This window comes from Geminicoccus sp. (genome assembly GCF_035556675.1).
In the GTDB taxonomy this organism is placed as follows: domain Bacteria; phylum Pseudomonadota; class Alphaproteobacteria; order Geminicoccales; family Geminicoccaceae; genus Geminicoccus.
Genome location: NZ_DATMFZ010000187.1, coordinates 1 through 16,294, shown reverse-complemented (window position 1 = coordinate 16,294; position 16,294 = coordinate 1). Strand labels below are relative to the sequence as shown.

Genomic DNA, 16,294 nt, shown 5'->3' with positions numbered 1-16,294 from the left:
GTAACATCGTTTCGAATTTGTATCGAACATTCATCACCTGCGCATGCGGCAGGTAATGAAATCTGTCGGACCTCTAGAGCGGTTTCCGATCAGTCTGCATCGTACCCGGCGGCGGCGAAGTAGTTGGCGCACTCGGCGGACGTGAAGGTCTCGGTGATGCGCCCGAAGGTGTTCCAGAGGGTGTCGAGGGTACGCGTCGCTGCCTTGCGGAGCATTGCTTTCAGCTTGGCTTCAGAGCTTGATCGGGAGAAGCAGACCTTCGCTGCCTGCCAGTCAGACCGCCCGGTCTGGATGGCGTTGGACAGATCAGGTGGTCTGCAGTCCGGGCACGGTGCTGAATATGCGGATCCTGCGAGGGTGAGGAGGTGCTTCAGCTCGTGGAGTGGGCCCAGAAACCGGACGTGCAGGCCCATTCGCTTTGATCGGGGTGCCGGGCTCCGAAGGGTGAGAAGCCATGGCCATACACCGGTTCCACAGCGTTGAGCTCAAGATCCAGGGCGCCTAGGGCCTCGTCGGTGGGGAACGCTGCACGCCCTGACGGGGCGGCATGACCACTGATCTCAATCCGCAGCTCCGCGAAGGTCTGTCGGGATGAATGCGCGTGTTTTGGCCGGGGCCGTCTCGGCTGCTCGTGGCGCCTTCGTCACACGCGAGATGGCGGACAGATCCATCGCGAGGCTCTTGGCATCCGACTCTCCCGCGCACGTTCGCTTCAGCATTTCGAGAAACGCGTCCGGATCCGGCTGGCCCAGGGCCAGCCGGTAGAGGAGCAGCTCGTGGAGCATTCGGTCCCGCCGAGCGGACCGATGGCTGAACTGCCAAGCGAAGCTGACGCTCCTCGGGCAGCGGTCCTTGGCTGGAAGCCACCACCCCTCAAGCCCGGTCCCTTCGACGGGCTGCTCCCGTACGATTTCCAGGAGGCGGGCGAAAGGGCTCCGCTCCCGGCAACTCCGGAGCGCCTCGGCCGCATGATTGTCCGCGAACGACCGCCGGACCGAGAGGCTGGCGTAGCGGGCAATCCGGCCTTCGCGCTGTTCGAAGTCCACCGGGTCCGATGGAAGGTCCCAATGGATGATCCTGCTGCACCAGAGATGGAAGTCCAGTCCCTCCTGCCCAACCGAGGTGGTGCAAAGGACGTGCGGCCAGAAGGGGGAGTTGAACGCTCGGCGAAGGGAGTCCGTTCGGAGCCTGCCGCCCCTCTCGGGGCCGCTGCGCCGCTCGGCCCCGGCAAACGGGACGATCGCTTGGACGGGTACTCTGTGATCGCGTCCGCTGCGGCGCAGCCGAACGAGGCCCGGTCTGTCCATAAGGCTGGCGTCCAGCCGGTGGACGATCTCGAGTCCAGCGGCGCCGTCGAGTGTCGCGAGGATGCTCATCTGTTCGTCGAGAACCGCCTCGAAGCCGCCCTTGAGAATGGCTTCGCAGAGCGCATCTGGATACCTCTTGCGTTGGGAACCGGTCAGGAGGAGGTCCGCGAAGGCGCGCTGGCCCAGGTAGCCGCGCAGCTTATGCCAGGCGAACGCGAAGACCACCCGCGCATCCTTGGAGGCATCCGTCGGAATGCCGTGGCGCTTGGCGCAGCGGGCAAGAACCGAACCCGGGGCCGAGAGGAGGTGGTTGGCCAGCGCGTTGAGCTCCGGCCTTGAGATTATGGAGATGGGCTTTGTGGCCGCCCAGTCAGGCCCCCTATCGCCGCGGGCGGCGGAAACAACGCCCCTAAGGCGGAGGAAAGCAAGCGGGGAGATGTGCTTCTCAAGACCGCACGCGACCTTCCAGACGGGACGCCTGCCCTTTCCTCCGACGCGTACCCCTTTGGCTTCGAGATACTTTTCCAAGCTGTCCCGCGCCGCCTTCCGGACGGCCTTGATGGACGCCCCCGCCGACTTGCGCGGCTCGATGGCGGTTGAGAGGTGGGGCCACTGAGCGAAGAGCCCGATGAGAGCGCTGCCGTCCACTCCCCCCGACCGCAGCAGCGCTGAGGGAGCCTTTGTGCCCGGTTTGCGGAGCCCCTGGGTCAGGCGGAGCGATAGAAGGGCCGAGATCGCCGTCGGGGCGGCTCTCCACTTGCTGAACAAAAGCGTCTTGCCGGGGTTCGGCCGGGCCTTGGCCCAGGCCCCCTCGAGCTTCCACCACGCCAGGGTTGGCGGCTGCCAGGGCAAGCTGAGCTGCGCGGCGTCGCCGGCGATCTCAGCCAACTTCCTGAGCTGCGGATGGGCCAGCTGTCCCTTGCGGTCTCCCCCCTCGACGGGGGCCCTGGTGGCCCGGACGAGGGCTTTCCACATTTGGTAGCCGTGCAGCGTCTGGGCCGGGTAGGGTATCGAGGACCACATTGCCGGAACCCACCCCGCGAGACGGGCCTCCGACCGGTGCACGGACCGAGCAAAGTGTCGGAACACGCGCAGGTCATCCTTCTCCACCTCCACGGAAGGCTGATCGCGCTCGAACAGGTCGCCATCATGCACCAGGGCCCGCTCGGTCCTCGCCATCAGGGGGCGTAGGAGAGACTCCAAGCGCTGCTTGGCGGCGATCACCGCCATTCCGACATCGTGCGCCGTGCCCTCTGTACGCAGTGCGTCGTGGTAGGCGCGCACCCCGTTCTCGACCTGCCGACGCGTGCCCTGGTCGCCAGACAGGAAGCTGGAGAGATCCACGAGCGCACGGTAGTGCTCGACTGGATGGACGTCCTCACCGCTGAGCCGCCGCAGCCTGTAGGGGGTGGCCGACAGAAGCAGGACAGATGGACGATGGTCCCCCTTCAGCAGCGCGTCGACGAGCAGGCCATGAACAGCAGCGCGCTCGCGCTCAAGTGGTTGAGACGCCACGGATCGGAGTGGCAGGATGAGGTCGGCGTAGCGGTGGAACTCGTCGAGAATAATAAGGTCTGGCCGCACGGACGGGGAGCGCAGCGCTGCAAGGGCGAGGGCCGAACGGAACCTCGCGATGAGCTCAGCGAGATCGACGTCCTTCTGCCTCAGCCACGAGAGGATGGCCCTCTCAAGAGAACCAACAGGGACGGAGAACACGTCTCGCAGGGCACGCTCGATGCCCGCATACCTGTGGCCCGCGAGGTGAGGGGAGCGCTCTGGGAGAAGCGGTCCACGGGCCCTCTCCTTTTCGAGCCTCAGGACTTCGGCGCGAAGCGCATCGTAGCGGTCGAGGATGGCACGGATGACGGCTCGCTCGGCCTTCCGTCCCGTGCGCGGCCCGGGCTTCCATCCTGGCAAGCTGGTCTCAGGCGTGAATGTGAACACGCGGTAACCATTACCCTCATCCGGTAGAGCGCCAGGCACGAGGGACAGCCGATCCTCCCCGGAACTGTACTCCTTCACGTCGATGCCGGTCAGCGAAACCAGCTTCGGCCGGTTCTGCCCCACGATTTCAAGGCTTGGGCAGAGGTAGAGAAGGTTGAAGCACCGTCCCTTCCGGCGCAGCCGTTCCGCCACCTTGCGTGCTATGACCGTCTTACCGAGCCCGACCTCGTCGGCAACGAGAAAGCGGCGGGCACCCGCAGAGAGATGCTCCACCGCCACGTCGACCGTCGCCTGCTGGAACGGGGCAAGCAACGTCATGAGTCGGCCTCCGACACGGCCTGCTCCAGCGCCGTCAGGAACGGCCTGACTCGGGATAAGTCTTCGAGGGCCGCGGAACGTTCGCTGCCGTCCGGGAGCGCCTCGAATGTCTCCTGGAACGAATCCAGCATGGCGATTATCCTCGAGATGCGGGCCTCGAAGGCGGACGGATCGCGCGCCCATCCCCCGAGCAGCGTCTCTAGGGCGAACAAATCCGGCGGGAGCCCTCCTGGAGGCTGCGGTTCTGGGACCGGGTCGTACCACCTGCCGCGTCCCCCGACAGGTTCGATGTCCTCGAGGAGCGAGCGCAGCCAGTCGCGGAAGCGCTGCGCCCCTATGTAGCGCGCCAGCAGAACGCGGTCCCGCCGCTCGGCATCCAGGCCAGCGAGCTCGAACCGCTGCACCCAGGACCGCACCACCTCCGGCCGGGTCCTACTCTGGGCGCGAAGCGTGAGGAATGCTGTTTGTTCGTGAGCAGGCGGGGGTGTCGGGAGCAGCCTGACAGAGGCTGAGCCGCGCACCCACTCCGCCCGGCGCTCCGGGTCGAGGAAGGGTGCCGCGGACAAACGGGCACCCTCAAGCAAGTCATCGACGCCCCCCTTGACCGTGAGCACGAGCCCGTTCTCGCCCAGGGTGAGCGTCATCGGCCGCTGAAGGAACCGGGAAACCAGCCCATCGAGCCTCCGTTCCTCCGCTGCCAACTCCTCGCGCGCCTCGTCAGGAGGCTCGGGGATCAGCTCCATACCGCCATCGACGAAGTCGAACAGTGATGAGGAAAGCGCCGGATCTGTGACGTCGAGCAGGGCCGCGGCCTCGGCATTGGGGCCGAGGAGCCCGCGCCCAGTCAGGTTGGCACTGCCGAGAAGCAGGACCGCCTTGCCACTGCGCTCGGCCGCCAACAGCTTCGCGTGGACGCCACTCGCCGGGGGGTCGGTGAAATCCCCATCGGCCTCCTCCCGCTGCCGTTCCACCGCAACCTCAATGTCCGGTTCGGGAGAGGTGGCCGTTCGAAAGCGCACACCGTCCAGTGGCGCGCAACACGACCCGGCGCGCCTCGTCGTCAGGAGCGTGAGCGGGACGCGCGCAGCGGCCCGCGCGACGGCGAGGCCGTTATTGTCGATGAACGGACTGACGGCGCAGACGCGCGTGGCCCGTGCGAGCAGCGGCCCATCGAGGAAGGGCACCGCCTGCCCAGGCCTGCGCCACAAGAGGCGCCGGACGGAGACCCCCGGCGGGGCGATCCACCTCGCCGTCCGCAACTGGCCCACCTCGGCGGGCGTCCAGTCCGCCTCGGGCAGCAGCCCGGTCGCAAGCTCGGCGACCCCCTTCAGAACCTTGGCACCTCGCCCGCTGCCAGAGACGAGCAGGAGGCCTGCCTCGAGGTCGCCAGAGCCGGTGAGATTGCGGCTGCCTATCCAGAGCCGCCACTCAGTCGTTCCGTCGAGCTCGTAACTCGCTAAGGCCACTTTGGGGTGCCAGCTCTCGCGGCGCTCGTCCGCCGGGACGGCGCGGAGCATGGTGTCGAGTAGAGGCAGGACGGAGCGGTGACGGCCGGGCGCGATGACTCGGCCGAGCTGGTGAAGGACGAGCAGGCGCCCCCTGACCTTCTCGACGGCGTTGACGAACTCCAGGGGGGAGCTCTCGAACTCCTCCTCGCCGTCGCCACCCAGGGCTAGCACGAGGCCGAGCATCGCCACCAAGTCGAGCGAGTAGGTCGCAACGACGGCGCGGGAGAGCAGCTGCCCTTTCCGCGGCCTGAGTGAACCGAAGATGGAGATCCTGTCCCTCGGGTGAAAGCTCACGCCGCCTCCGCGATGCGAGAAATCATCCCGCGCACGATTGGCCAACGGTAGTCGAGCGGGGTCGCAATGCCCTTCCGCCAGTCTGCACGTCGGCGCTCATTGGCGAGGAAGGCGCGGCCCTGCTTGAGGTCGTGCTCGCGTTGGGCGATCACGGGGTGGAGCGCCTCAAGGCCCCGGCCCGCCCGCAGCCAATTTTGGACGGCCTCGATGAACGCCGCCAGCTGCCCGTCGATTCCCGTCTCGCGCCGGAGCGCGCCGACATCCAGCTCCAGCGTCGCTTCGCGGTGCTCGGCAATAAGGGCGGGAAGCGCCTCGGCGTGGACGCTGTCATCGAGGCCAAGATCCTCGTTCCTCTGCCTTTCGATCAGCGCCGCATGGGCGGCTCTTGCCACGCAGGCCACCGAGGCCGCACGGCGCGCCAAGTCAAGGCAGACTTTCTCCCCGGGAGACGCTAAGCGCCGGACAGCTAGCGACCACAGCGACTTCGGCCTGACCCCCGCCTCTACGAGCTTGCTCATCAGAGTAGGCTCGGGACCCGTGCCCGCGGCTCGCCACCTGCCACGGATAAAATCTGCCTCCTGCCGGGTGAGGTCGAGCCGCAGGGGACCGGAACTACTCCGCCAGTCGGCTGGCGGGGCCGGGAGGTCCTGAAAGAGCGGCTTGGCGGCGGCGCGCGCACCGTCGCCATCGGGATGGTCAATGAGGTGGGGCCAACTGCGCCGCAGCGCCGACTCGGTCGGGGATTCCCGGGTTCCGTCAAGTGGAGCGACCACCCGCCACGACCTCAAGGCGGTCCAGTAAATGGTGCTCGCGCGAATGACCGGCCGCTGGTCAGCGACGTACTTCATCCAGCCGGAGATACCGGAGTTCTCAAGCTCACCGACGCTCTTGATGAGACGCAAGGAGTAACGGCGCTCGAGTCGGATAAGCGCTTCCGCGGGAAAGGCTCGCCCGGCGCTCTCTTTGAGCAGTTCGTCGTAGGACCACGCCACGAAGAACACGTAGCGGAGCTGGGCGTGCTGTACCGAAGTGCCAGGAAAGAAGCGATCCGCAAAGGCGAAGTGAACGGGCGCGAATCCGAGCTCGTCCCGGGTTCCATCCGAGGCCAGCTTAGAGAGATATCGGGTTGCCGCATTGCGGTCCGCCTCTGACAGCATGAACCAGCCGATAGCGGGTTCGGGCCTGCCGCCCGTCACGGCGCGAGATCCTCCGCCCTGTCGTCACGGCAGGTCATCGAACGTGCATGGCCATGCATGGGCCTGCGGCAAGCGGGACTAATCCAAGCGTCTGCAAGCTATTCTGCCAGTCACGGGGTGCGACTGATTCCCCCCCCCCGCTGAACCAGTGTAGCGATTTCCGGCTATCGGCCAAGTCGGTGTGGCAACTAACTAACACCCGATCGCGCCCCGCCCGACCGGGTCGGGAAGCATATCTCAGATGTACATGGGCACCGGAATGGGACCCATCCCGGCTGAATGGTAGGTGTCTGGCAGGGGTGAATGAAGTTGCTCGGCGGTTGAGGTCCTCACCAGCGCCGATCGTGACCCCGGTAGTGCACGCTGTCAGCCGCGCAGTTCAAGACATTGCGCGGCAATTCGGATGAAGTCCCGATCTGATGCTGCAACACGCCCAGATGAAGGACGGGCTCCCACCAATCTCGGTCAGCCGGAACCGAGGACGCAGCGTCTGCTTTCTGGAACTCGACGACGAAAAGCTGATGACCGACATGGGCGCGAAGCGGACCCTGATACTGGGCGCTTGCGTAGTCCCAGATCAGTCGTCGGGCCAGACTTTAAGCTACCGGCCCGGGATCCAGCCCTCCCAAGCAGCGGTGCCGTCGTGCCGCTCCGTCGCCTCCTCTCGCGTCCGTCAGCGACCTCGATCATCTTCAGCCGCCCGAACATGGCGCCGAACTGGTCCTCACCGCTGGCCGACGGCTCAAAGCCGGCTATAGCGCCGCGGCTGCGGGCGGGTGAGGACCATGCCATGGCGATCCGCCCCGGCGAGGATGGATCGGGCCTAACCCTTCTGGTCGGCCTGATGCCGTTTTGCTTACCCGACGAGAAAGCCGCCCCCCCGTCAGGCGGCATGGCGTCAGCTGAGCTGATTTCGGCGTCCGCTCAAAGAAACAGCGGCCCGGCCAGGAACCCCTCGAGCTCCACCTCGCTCCCGGCGTCGCTCATCGCCCGCCCGAGCGCCATGATCAGCGCCATCGCCGCATCGATCTTCTGCTCCGGCCGGGCCTTGCGCGGGTAGACGTTCCCTCTGGCGTCGTAGTGCCCGACCACGTTCCCGAGGCACCACTCCAGCACCGGGTTGCCGTCGTGCCGCAGCCGCCCGGCCAGCATCGCGGCCCCGAGCTCCTTCGTGGGCTCCGACAGGTTGCCCGTGCGCATGTGGAACTCCACCACCGGCAGCCCGTCCGCCGCCAGCGACTGCCGCATCTGCCGCGCCTGCCAGGGGTCAAAGGCCAGGCTGCGGACCCGGAACCGCGCGGCCAGTGAGCGGAGATCTGCCTCCACCGCCTGCATGTCGGTCTCGTTGCCCGGGGTGACGCTGAGCCAGCCCTCCGCCGCCCAGCCCGGGTAGGACGGGTTGCGCGCCTCCAGCACGGCGGCCTCGTTCAGGTAGCAGCGGGCCAGCACGTCGTAGTGCGGCTTGCCGTCCAGGCCACGCGAGGGAAACACCAGCGCCAGGGCCGTCAGGTCGGTGGTCGCCGCCAGATCGACCGCAACATGGCACTCCCGCCCTTCCAGCGCCTCCCAGGTGAGATCCGGATCGCCGCAGGCTCGCCAGGCGCGGGTCGAGAACAGCGCCTCGTCGGCGCCGACCCAGACGTTGAGGTGCCGCGTCTTGGCCGCGGCTTCCTGCGCCGGGTTGTTGCGGGCCTGCCGCATGATGGCGCGGATCGCCTCCGGCTGCACGGCTTGGCCCCAGGACGGGTTGGCCTTGATCCAGCTGGCCTCGTCCCAGGGATCATCGCCGTCGTCGACGGTGTAGATCAGCGCGAACAGCCGGTCGTCCTCTTGCAACCCGTCCAGCACCCGCACGGCGTAGTCCCACAGCTGCTTGCCGATGCCACTGGTGTTCCCCGTCGCGGTGCTGATCGACAGCAGCAGCGGGTGGCGGCGCTTGCCCATGGCGGTGAGCAGCACGTCGTAGACCAGCGCCGTGCGGTGGCTGGCCAGTTCGTCGCAGACCGCCACGGTGACGTTCAGCCCGTCGAGCGACTTGGCGTCCGAGGAGACCGGCACGAAGCGGCTGGCGGTGCGCTCCTGGAAGATGGCGTTGGCCCGTTCGGCCACCCCGAAGGCGGCGCGGAACTCGGGGCTCCGGCGCACCATCTGCTGGGCGGCGTCGAAGAGGATGCGCGCCTGGTCGCGCGTCACCGCGGCGGCATAGCCCTCGGCCCCGCCCTCCCCCTCGATGAAGGTCAGGTACAGCGCAATGGGGGCGGCAAAGGTCGTTTTGCCATTGCCGCGTGGGACGTAGACGACGGCCTGCCGGTACCGCCGCGTGGTGGTGCCGCGCTCGACAAAGCCGAACAGGTTGGCGAAGACAAAGCGCTGCCAGGGCATCAGCCGCAGCGGCTGCCCGGCCTCCGGCCCCTTGATGTTGGGCAGCTGCGCGGCAAACAGCATGGCCCCCTCGGCGAGGTCCGGACGGAAGTCCCACGGCCCCTCCCCGCGCGCCGCCGCGGCCTGGTCCGAGAGGAAGCGCGCGGCCGCCTGCTGGACAAAGCGGCAGGCCGGGACTTCGCCGTCAGCCACCGCCTGCGCATAGGCCACCGCCTCCGCCACGCCCGGGCAGGGCTCAGGCGCGGTCTTGCCGGCCATGGATCACCTGCAGGCGGGTCCAGGGGCTCTCGACCGCCGGCGCCTCGGTCTGCCCCGGCGCCAGGCGTGGGCGGGAGGCCGGCGTGAAGCCGAGCTCGCTGGCCGCCCGCAGCATGGTCTCCGCCGCGTGGCGGATGAGGCGCAGGTAGGGCGAGGCGATCGGCTGCCCATCTTTGCCGCGGGTCATCAGCGGCAGGGTGGAGTTGGCATCAAGCTTCGCCTGCTGGATCACCGCCGTGCGGTGGCGATCCTCCGCCTCCACCCAGATTGCCAGCACGCCGCGGTCGATCGCCTTGAGCAGACCCCGCGGCGCGTGCGCCATCGCGTAGGCCCAACTCTCCTTCTGTCCCGGGCTCATCCAGTCCGGTGCCACGGCCGAGAGGTCCCCCTCCGCCTGCGGCTCGCCGGTGCGGTCACGGCCATGTCGGGTGGCGTTGAAGGAGCCGCGCAGCTGGTGCAGCGCGGTCGGGATCGGCTTGGGCCCGGGACGCGGCATCAGGCGGGCTCCACGGCCGCAGGACGGCGTTCCGCGGCCACCTCGGCGAAGGACCGGCCATCGCCCTCCAGAACCGCCTGCTGGCCGACAAACGCCTGCCAGCGCAGCACGGCGACGTCGACATAGGCCGGATCGAGTTCCAGCGCGTGGCAGGCGCGCCCGGTCAGCTCGGCGGCAATCAGCGTGGTGCCCGAGCCGCAGAACGGCTCATACACCGCCTGGCCGGGGCTGCTGTTGTTCTCGATCGGGCGGCGCATGCACTCGACCGGCTTTTGCGTGCCGTGCACCGTCGCCGCGTCCTGGTCGCGCGAGGCGATCTGCCAGAGGGTCGTCTGTTTGCGGTCGCCCGACCAGTGACCCTTGGCGCCGTCGCGCACCGCATACCAACAGGGTTCGTGCTGCCAGTGGTAATCGCCGCGGCTGAGGACCAGTCGGTCCTTCGCCCAAATGACCTGCGCGCGGATCTGAAAACCCTCCGCTACCAGGCTCTCGGCCACCGTCGTCGCGTGCAGCGCGCCGTGCCAGACATAGGCCACCGCCCCCGGGAACAGCGCCCAGGCGGCGCGCCAGTCGGCCCGGTCGTCGTTCAGCACCTTGCCGGTGCGCTGGGTCCCGGAGAGCCCGGCCGCGTTGCGCCAGCTCGGGTCGTAGGCGACGCCATAGGGCGGATCGGTGACCATCAGGTGCGGCGTGACGCCGTCCAGCGCCTGCGCGACGTCCTCCGCGTGGGTGCTGTCGCCACAGACCAAGCGATGTCGCCCAAGCTGCCAGACGTCGCCCAACCGGCTCACCGGAATCGCCGGCGTCTCGGGGACATCATCTGGATCGGTCAGCCCGGCGGCTCCCTCGGCGGTCAGCCCCGCCACCTCCTCCGCGCTGAAGCCGGTCAGGGAGAGGTCGGCCCCGAGCCCGGCGAGATCGGCGAGTTCCGCGCGCAGCATCGCCGCGTCCCAGCCGCCGTTCAGGGTGAGCTTGTTGTCGGCCAGCACATAGGCGCGTCGCTTGGCCTCGGACCAGCCGCGCGCCACCATCACCGGCACCTCGGTCAGCGCCAGGCGTTGCGCCGCCAGCACGCGGCCATGCCCGGCGATGATGGTGCCGGCCTCATCGACCAGCACCGGCACCGTCCAGCCCCACTCGCGGATCGAGGCGGCGATCTGTGCGACCTGCGCGTCGGAGTGGGTGCGCGCGTTTCGGGCAAAAGGCGTCAGGCGCGCCAGCGGCCAGCGTTGCACCTGATCGGCCGGCCAAGCGCTGGTCTGCATGCCCAATGTCTCCCGCTCCGCAAAATGCCCGAATGTGCAATCGTGAAAACTGTGCGGGGGACGCGGTCAGACGTGATGCGCGGTCAGGTTTTGACCCGCCCCCTACCCTCAACATTCGGCCTATCTGCGGGAGAGAATACCTGGTCTGCGCTCGATCATCCACACGACATTCTTTCGCTGTAGTTCCTTTGTTTACGCCGACGGCGATGATCGCGCGTGGAGTCAGCGGCAGCGAGCCGCGTGCAGATGTCTGCGGCAGACGGTGCAGCGAGAAATCCCGTCGCCATTCATCGCCCTTGAGACTGGTACAGCTCGCAGGGCGCCGATGTGAGCTACGCGCCCCCGCTGGTGGGTTTGATAGGTTCTTCTCGATTCCCCCGATGAAAGTGTCATGCGCACACGGGTTCTCTGAATGATGAGAATGTTTGTTTGCCACTTCGCGCGGGGAGCTGAAAATATCCCCATCAAACTCACCAAACCCACCAGGCTCAGGCCGCGGCCTGCCTCTTCCACCTTCTCGGGCTGCCCATGCAGCAGGGGCGCGTATGCAGCGACCCACCACCCCTCCAGACGCGCCCGCGCCGCCCCTGAAGGGGGCGCGGAAGCGCGTAGGGGGTATGGGGGGTGGGGTTCCGCAAGGCTTCCGCAGGTTCCCGCACAAGAAAACAGGCACTTACCAGTAAGCTTCCGCAGGTTCCGCAGCGAGGTTCCGCACTGAGGGGAATAGGAATTTCAATAACTTACAACGCAGTTTCCGCAGGTTCCGCAGACCTCGATCGGCGAAAGGGCGTGGTCAGGCCTCTGGATGCAGGCGCTTCAAAACCCGCAGCCCACGCACTTTGCTGTGGCGATTGACCTCCTCAATGCTCAGAAAGCCCTGCATCAGCCAGTCACTCAACAGCATGGTCAGGCGCTTCTCAGGAATCTTCAGCATCCTCTGAGCCCAGACCTGCAGCATGCGGCCGTTACGGCGGGCTTCCGGCCGATGGCTCCAGGGCCGCCCCGCCTGCCAGGCGCGCTCGATTTCATCAAAGATGGCGCTGATCTGTGCCCAGTCGATGTCGTGCATTCGACTCTCGGAGGCCGGCGCCACCCGGAAAGCACCCTCATGCCATTGTAGGCGGATCTCGGCATCACGAGCCGCATAGTTCGCCTTCTTTCGGGAGAGGAGCCGTCCATTCGGATCGGCCTCCTCGCCCTCCAGCCGAGAGAGATAGATGCGGCTGCGAAACGTATTGTTCCAAGCCGTTGAGCCCGATTGACCAGAGCCGCTGTTCATGCCGCTCACCGAAGGATGGCCAAGAGCCAGAACAGCGCAGCCGTGACGCCGGGCGAGCCCGCCAAGGATGGTCTGGACGAACTGCCGCACCTTGGAGCGGTCGTTCTCGTTGGCCGGAAAGAGGTCGGCGATCGTGTCGAGCACCAGGAGGTCGGGGCGGAACTCGCCGCAGAGTTCGTCGAGCTCCGCCGTGAAGGTGGTGGGCGTCCCGACATCCGAGCCGTCGAAGGTGATCAGCGCATTCTCCTGGCCGAGACGGGGAAGGTAACGGAGGTTCTCCAGCCGGCATGCAGCAATGCCCCATGCCCGGTTGATGCTCCATTGCCGGCGCTGCAGTTCGGCCTCGTCATCCTCACAGAAAACCCCGAGCGCCCGACCCGGGGCAACCTCCAGGCCGAACCAGGACTCCGACAAAGCCACTGCCGAGAGCAGTTGCATGGCCGCCAGCGACTTGCCCACTGCGCCGTCACCGTACAAGCCGGTGACGACGCCGCGCGGCACCCAATCCGGCACGATCCAGGCGCGCGGCGGCGGCGCGGTGGTCCAGACGCAGGGCGTGCTCAGCTGCCGGGCGAGGGAAGCGGATGGACCCGTGCGCGACTGGCCGTCGCTCTCCGGACTCTCGACCCCTGCATGCGCCTTGCCCTTCCGCGCGTCGGCGCGCCAGCCCAGGCTCTCCGGCGTCACACCGATCCAGTCACACAGCTTGAAGGCCGCCTCAACCCGGTCTGAGACGCCGCCGTAGCGGACCACCAGGTCAATCGGCGTGACGCGCTCGCGGGTACCAAAGTCGCGGGCACCGAGGTTCGGGTGGACCGAGATGTCCTCCTCCAGGCTGCGGCCCAGATCGCTGGAGCGGACCCGCCAGGTCCCGGGTGGGGTGGTGTCGTTGCGCTGCCAATAGCCTCGCGGGAACAGCTGGGTGAACCAGCGGCCGACGTCGGCCAGGGCTCGAGTGTTGGTGTTGCGAAAGAAGTCGGACTCGCGCGCGGCGCCTGCTGGGCCGGAGGGCGCCGCCGGCGGTTCCCGGGCAGGCTTCTCCTCCACCTTGATGGGCGCGCCGCCGGCGTCACGGATCAGCGCCTCGGCCGCGGCCAGGAAGGCGCGAAGGGTGGCGATCCCAACCTGCGGCAGCTCGGCCAAGGCGACCACGTCCGGCCCCAGGTCGGGCCACGCATACTCCGCCCGGGTGTCGGGATGCACCCCGTAGGCCACGAACTGCTGCCCCTGGCCCAGGATCTCCACCTGCGCCTTGCTCCCGTCGGGCAGGCGGAACTCGGGCGTTTCGCGCTTGGGCGCTGGCTCGATGGCCTGGTAGCAGAGCAGCAGCTTCGGCGCCTTGCCGATACGCTGCAGCGGCGTCGGACCGAGCAGGCGAAGCGCCATGTCCTGCAGCGCCTTCGCGAGCGTTTCGTCCAGGACGTCAATGTCCACCCCGACCAGCCGACCCGTCCGCAGGCCCGTGTTGGTGCAGTCCCGCAGAGCGCCTTGCGCCCAGGCTCGGATGACCTCCTGGTCCAACGGGGCAACCTGCCAGCCCCGGATGCCGGGGCGCTTGCCGGGCGAGGAGCCCGGTGCCTGCGGCCCGACCACCGGGATCGGCTCGTAGCCCTGCCCGAGCAGGGTGAGGCGGAGCGTGGTCAGGGGACCGTCCATCGTGGGAAAGGACCCGTCCATCGCGCGGCGCTATCGGGCGCCCGGGGCGCGCCGCTGCGCCCCCTCGAAGGTCTCCACATCCTGCAGGCGGTAGGCCACCCGCCCACCGATCTTGAGGTAAGGCGGTCCCTGCCGCAGCCACCGCCAACGCTCTAGGGTGCGCGGGCTGATGCCCCAGCGGTGGGCCAGATCGGTCTGACTGAAGTGGCGGACGGAATATTCGAAGAGCGACGCAGTCATGCAATGCACCTCGCAGGCAATCGAGATGCAGCGATGATAGTGAATCCAAATGAGCAGAAATCACCTGCGCAGAATTAAGTTGGACGATCTATTTTTGCGCAGGTTTATCGCTCAACAGCCGTCGATAGATCTTGGGTAGATGCTTACGGATGGTCTGCTCATGAGGCACCTTACTTCCGTCACGCCGCGAGTGTTGCCTGACGAGATGCTTGTGTACGGTCCGGGCCAGCTCAGACCAAAGCGGCTCGCCGGTAGAGGCGCGGTTCGTCTTTGCCTGGATCTCGTCCCAATGAGCTTTGAGGTCAGCTTCGATGAGAGGCGCAAAGTTCTCGCGACCGCGGCGTCGGGGAACCGCTTCCGTCTCGGCTGCACCATCTTGAGAGGGCAGCGAACTCAAAGACGGTTGCACTACCTTTGCAATGCGGCGCCGGACCGTGACCCCAACGAACTCAGCGCGGCGGATGAAAACAGCGTTCCGCTCCCATTCAAACTGGAGGAGGGGCTCCCATGCGGTTGGAAACTGCGACCGCGTGTGCAACAGGACTGGACGAACCTGAAAGCCTTCCAACACGATCTCGCTTGCGGCGATGCGCCGGCGGAAGTCGGCAATCAGCCGCTTCCACGCTTCGTCCCGGGGCGCTGTGAGTTCCCGCAGCCGCTCAAAATCCGCTTCGGTTCGCGGGATCGAGCTCGGCACAGGTATCTGGCAAGCATCCACCCATTCTCTGAACAGAGTCGCATCACAGAAGGTGTGGACTGCCTTCCTCAACTCCACAGGCTCTTCGTCAGACGCCACAATGGACCTCCTGACCTCCCGGCCTGCCCGGGGCGACTTGGCCAGGAGGATTGGGCATGAATGCGCCAACTGCCCCGGATTCGTACTTTGTTCTAAGCGCTGGCGGCTGGGCGGTCGAGTCTCGGCGCCAACCTCTGCTTCAGCCCCAAGCTGGGAGGCAGCGGCTCGGCCAGGCCAACCCCCACCTCCCCCCGCACCTCCGCGAGGTCTGCGCCCTGCTCGCCACCGGCCTGCTGCGGCTCCGCAGCCGCACCGCCGAGGATCTGGCGCGCGACGCCGCGATAGCCCGGGCGTCAGGAGAGGTTTCGCTACACTTCTGCGCCGACCCGAGCGGTGCTGGAGCTCCACCGACTCGGAGCCCCGCATGACACGACGCGCTGCCCTAACCCGGCCTCAGATGGCGCCTCACAGCGCCAGTGAACGGCCCCCGCCGCCCCTCCCCGCCATCCCGCCGGCGGACGTGCTGGGCCGCCTGGCCGCCCTGCCGGGGACGGACATCCAGGACCTGAAGCAGCAGTGGCAGGCGCTCTTCGGCACTGCGCCACCGCCCTACAACCGCAAGTTCCTGGAGAGCCGGCTCGCCTACCGCATCCAGGAGCTCGCCTATGGCGGGCTGAAGCCGGAGACCGTCGCCCGGCTGGAGGCCCTGGGCGAGCAGCTCGACGGCGGCAACGTCGTCCTGCGCCGGATCCGGGCGGGGAACGGGCCGGTCGCCGGCACCCGGCTGGTCCGCAGCTACCAGGGCGTCGAGCACACCGTCACCGTGCTGGCGGACGGCTTCGAGTACGAGGGCCGACCCTACCGCTCGCTCTCCGCCATCGCCCGCCACATTACCGGCACCCGCTGGAACGGATGGGCATTCTTTGGCCTGAAGAACCAACGAGGCGCCGCATGAAGCGCAAGGGAGCCGCCGCGGTAGAGGCCGCCCTGCCCGCCACGGTGAAGAAGCGCCGTTGCGCCGTCTACACGCGCAAGAGCACCGAGGAGGGGCTGGAGCAGGCCTTCAACAGCCTCGATGCCCAGCGCGACGCCTGCGAGGCCTTCATCGCCAGCCAGCGGGCCGAAGGCTGGGTGCTGGTGCCGGACCACTACGACGATGGTGGGGTCTCCGGTGGCACCCTGGAGCGGCCCGCCCTGCAGCGGCTGCTGTGCGACATCCAGGCCGGCCTAGTGGACGTCGTGGTGGTCTACAAGATCGACCGCCTGAGCCGCTCGCTGATGCACTTCGCCCGGCTGGTCGAGGTGTTCGACGCGCACGACGTGACCTTCGTCTCGGTGACGCAGAGCTTCAACACCACGACCAGCATGGGCCGGCTGACGCTGAACATCCTGCTCTCCTTCGCGCAGTTCGAGCG

General features: G+C 67.5%; 11 protein-coding genes and 1 pseudogene. 2 read left to right on the top strand and 10 right to left on the bottom strand.

The window, feature by feature from the left end; all coding sequences use genetic code 11:
• Positions 1-89 precede the first annotated feature (89 nt).
• The 10 genes and pseudogenes from VNS22_RS13765 to VNS22_RS13720 all read right to left on the bottom strand — a co-directional run.
• Positions 90-230, bottom strand: a pseudogene (locus VNS22_RS13765) (IS630 family transposase); the annotation flags it as partial.
• Positions 231-560: 330 nt separating this feature from the next.
• Entirely contained in the window at positions 561-3,569 is a 3,009-nt protein-coding gene (locus tag VNS22_RS13760) for a DEAD/DEAH box helicase (protein ID WP_325733320.1), read from the bottom strand.
• Entirely contained in the window at positions 3,566-5,371 is a 1,806-nt protein-coding gene (locus VNS22_RS13755) for a phospholipase D family protein (RefSeq protein ID WP_325733318.1), read from the bottom strand. Before VNS22_RS13755 ends, VNS22_RS13760 begins: the two co-directional genes overlap by 4 nt.
• The gene (locus VNS22_RS13750; RefSeq protein ID WP_325733316.1) at positions 5,368-6,567 is read right to left on the bottom strand and encodes a DUF6361 family protein; all 1,200 of its coding nucleotides are present in this window, start codon (positions 6,565-6,567) and stop codon (positions 5,368-5,370) included. Before VNS22_RS13750 ends, VNS22_RS13755 begins: the two co-directional genes overlap by 4 nt.
• Before the next feature lie 924 nt (positions 6,568-7,491).
• Positions 7,492-9,207 (bottom strand): terminase large subunit, encoded by a 1,716-nt coding sequence (locus tag VNS22_RS13745; RefSeq protein ID WP_325733314.1) that lies wholly within the window; start codon positions 9,205-9,207, stop codon positions 7,492-7,494.
• Entirely contained in the window at positions 9,185-9,703 is a 519-nt protein-coding gene (locus VNS22_RS13740; RefSeq protein WP_325733312.1) for a P27 family phage terminase small subunit, read from the bottom strand. Before VNS22_RS13740 ends, VNS22_RS13745 begins: the two co-directional genes overlap by 23 nt.
• Positions 9,703-10,968 (bottom strand): site-specific DNA-methyltransferase, encoded by a 1,266-nt coding sequence (locus tag VNS22_RS13735; protein ID WP_325733351.1) that lies wholly within the window; start codon positions 10,966-10,968, stop codon positions 9,703-9,705. Before VNS22_RS13735 ends, VNS22_RS13740 begins: the two co-directional genes overlap by 1 nt.
• A 793-nt stretch (positions 10,969-11,761) precedes the next feature.
• Positions 11,762-13,903: an AAA family ATPase gene (locus tag VNS22_RS13730; RefSeq protein ID WP_325733310.1), complete on the bottom strand. Its 2,142-nt coding sequence runs from the start codon at positions 13,901-13,903 to the stop codon at positions 11,762-11,764.
• Between the two features lie 30 nt (positions 13,904-13,933).
• A complete protein-coding gene (locus VNS22_RS13725) occupies positions 13,934-14,143 on the bottom strand; it encodes a helix-turn-helix transcriptional regulator (protein ID WP_325733307.1) in 210 nt (69 codons plus the stop codon).
• Positions 14,144-14,231: 88 nt separating this feature from the next.
• The gene (locus tag VNS22_RS13720; protein ID WP_325733305.1) at positions 14,232-14,939 is read right to left on the bottom strand and encodes a hypothetical protein; all 708 of its coding nucleotides are present in this window, start codon (positions 14,937-14,939) and stop codon (positions 14,232-14,234) included.
• 397 nt (positions 14,940-15,336) lie between these two features.
• Between VNS22_RS13720 and VNS22_RS13715 the strand changes: the two genes are divergently transcribed.
• Together VNS22_RS13715 and VNS22_RS13710 are read left to right on the top strand one after the other, a co-directional pair.
• On the top strand, positions 15,337-15,834 hold the full coding sequence (locus VNS22_RS13715) for a DUF2924 domain-containing protein (protein ID WP_325733303.1): 498 nt from the start codon (positions 15,337-15,339) through the stop codon (positions 15,832-15,834).
• A partial coding sequence (locus tag VNS22_RS13710) for a recombinase family protein (RefSeq protein ID WP_325733301.1) occupies positions 15,831-16,294 on the top strand: 464 nt, incomplete at its 3' end. The genes VNS22_RS13715 and VNS22_RS13710, both read left to right, overlap by 4 nt.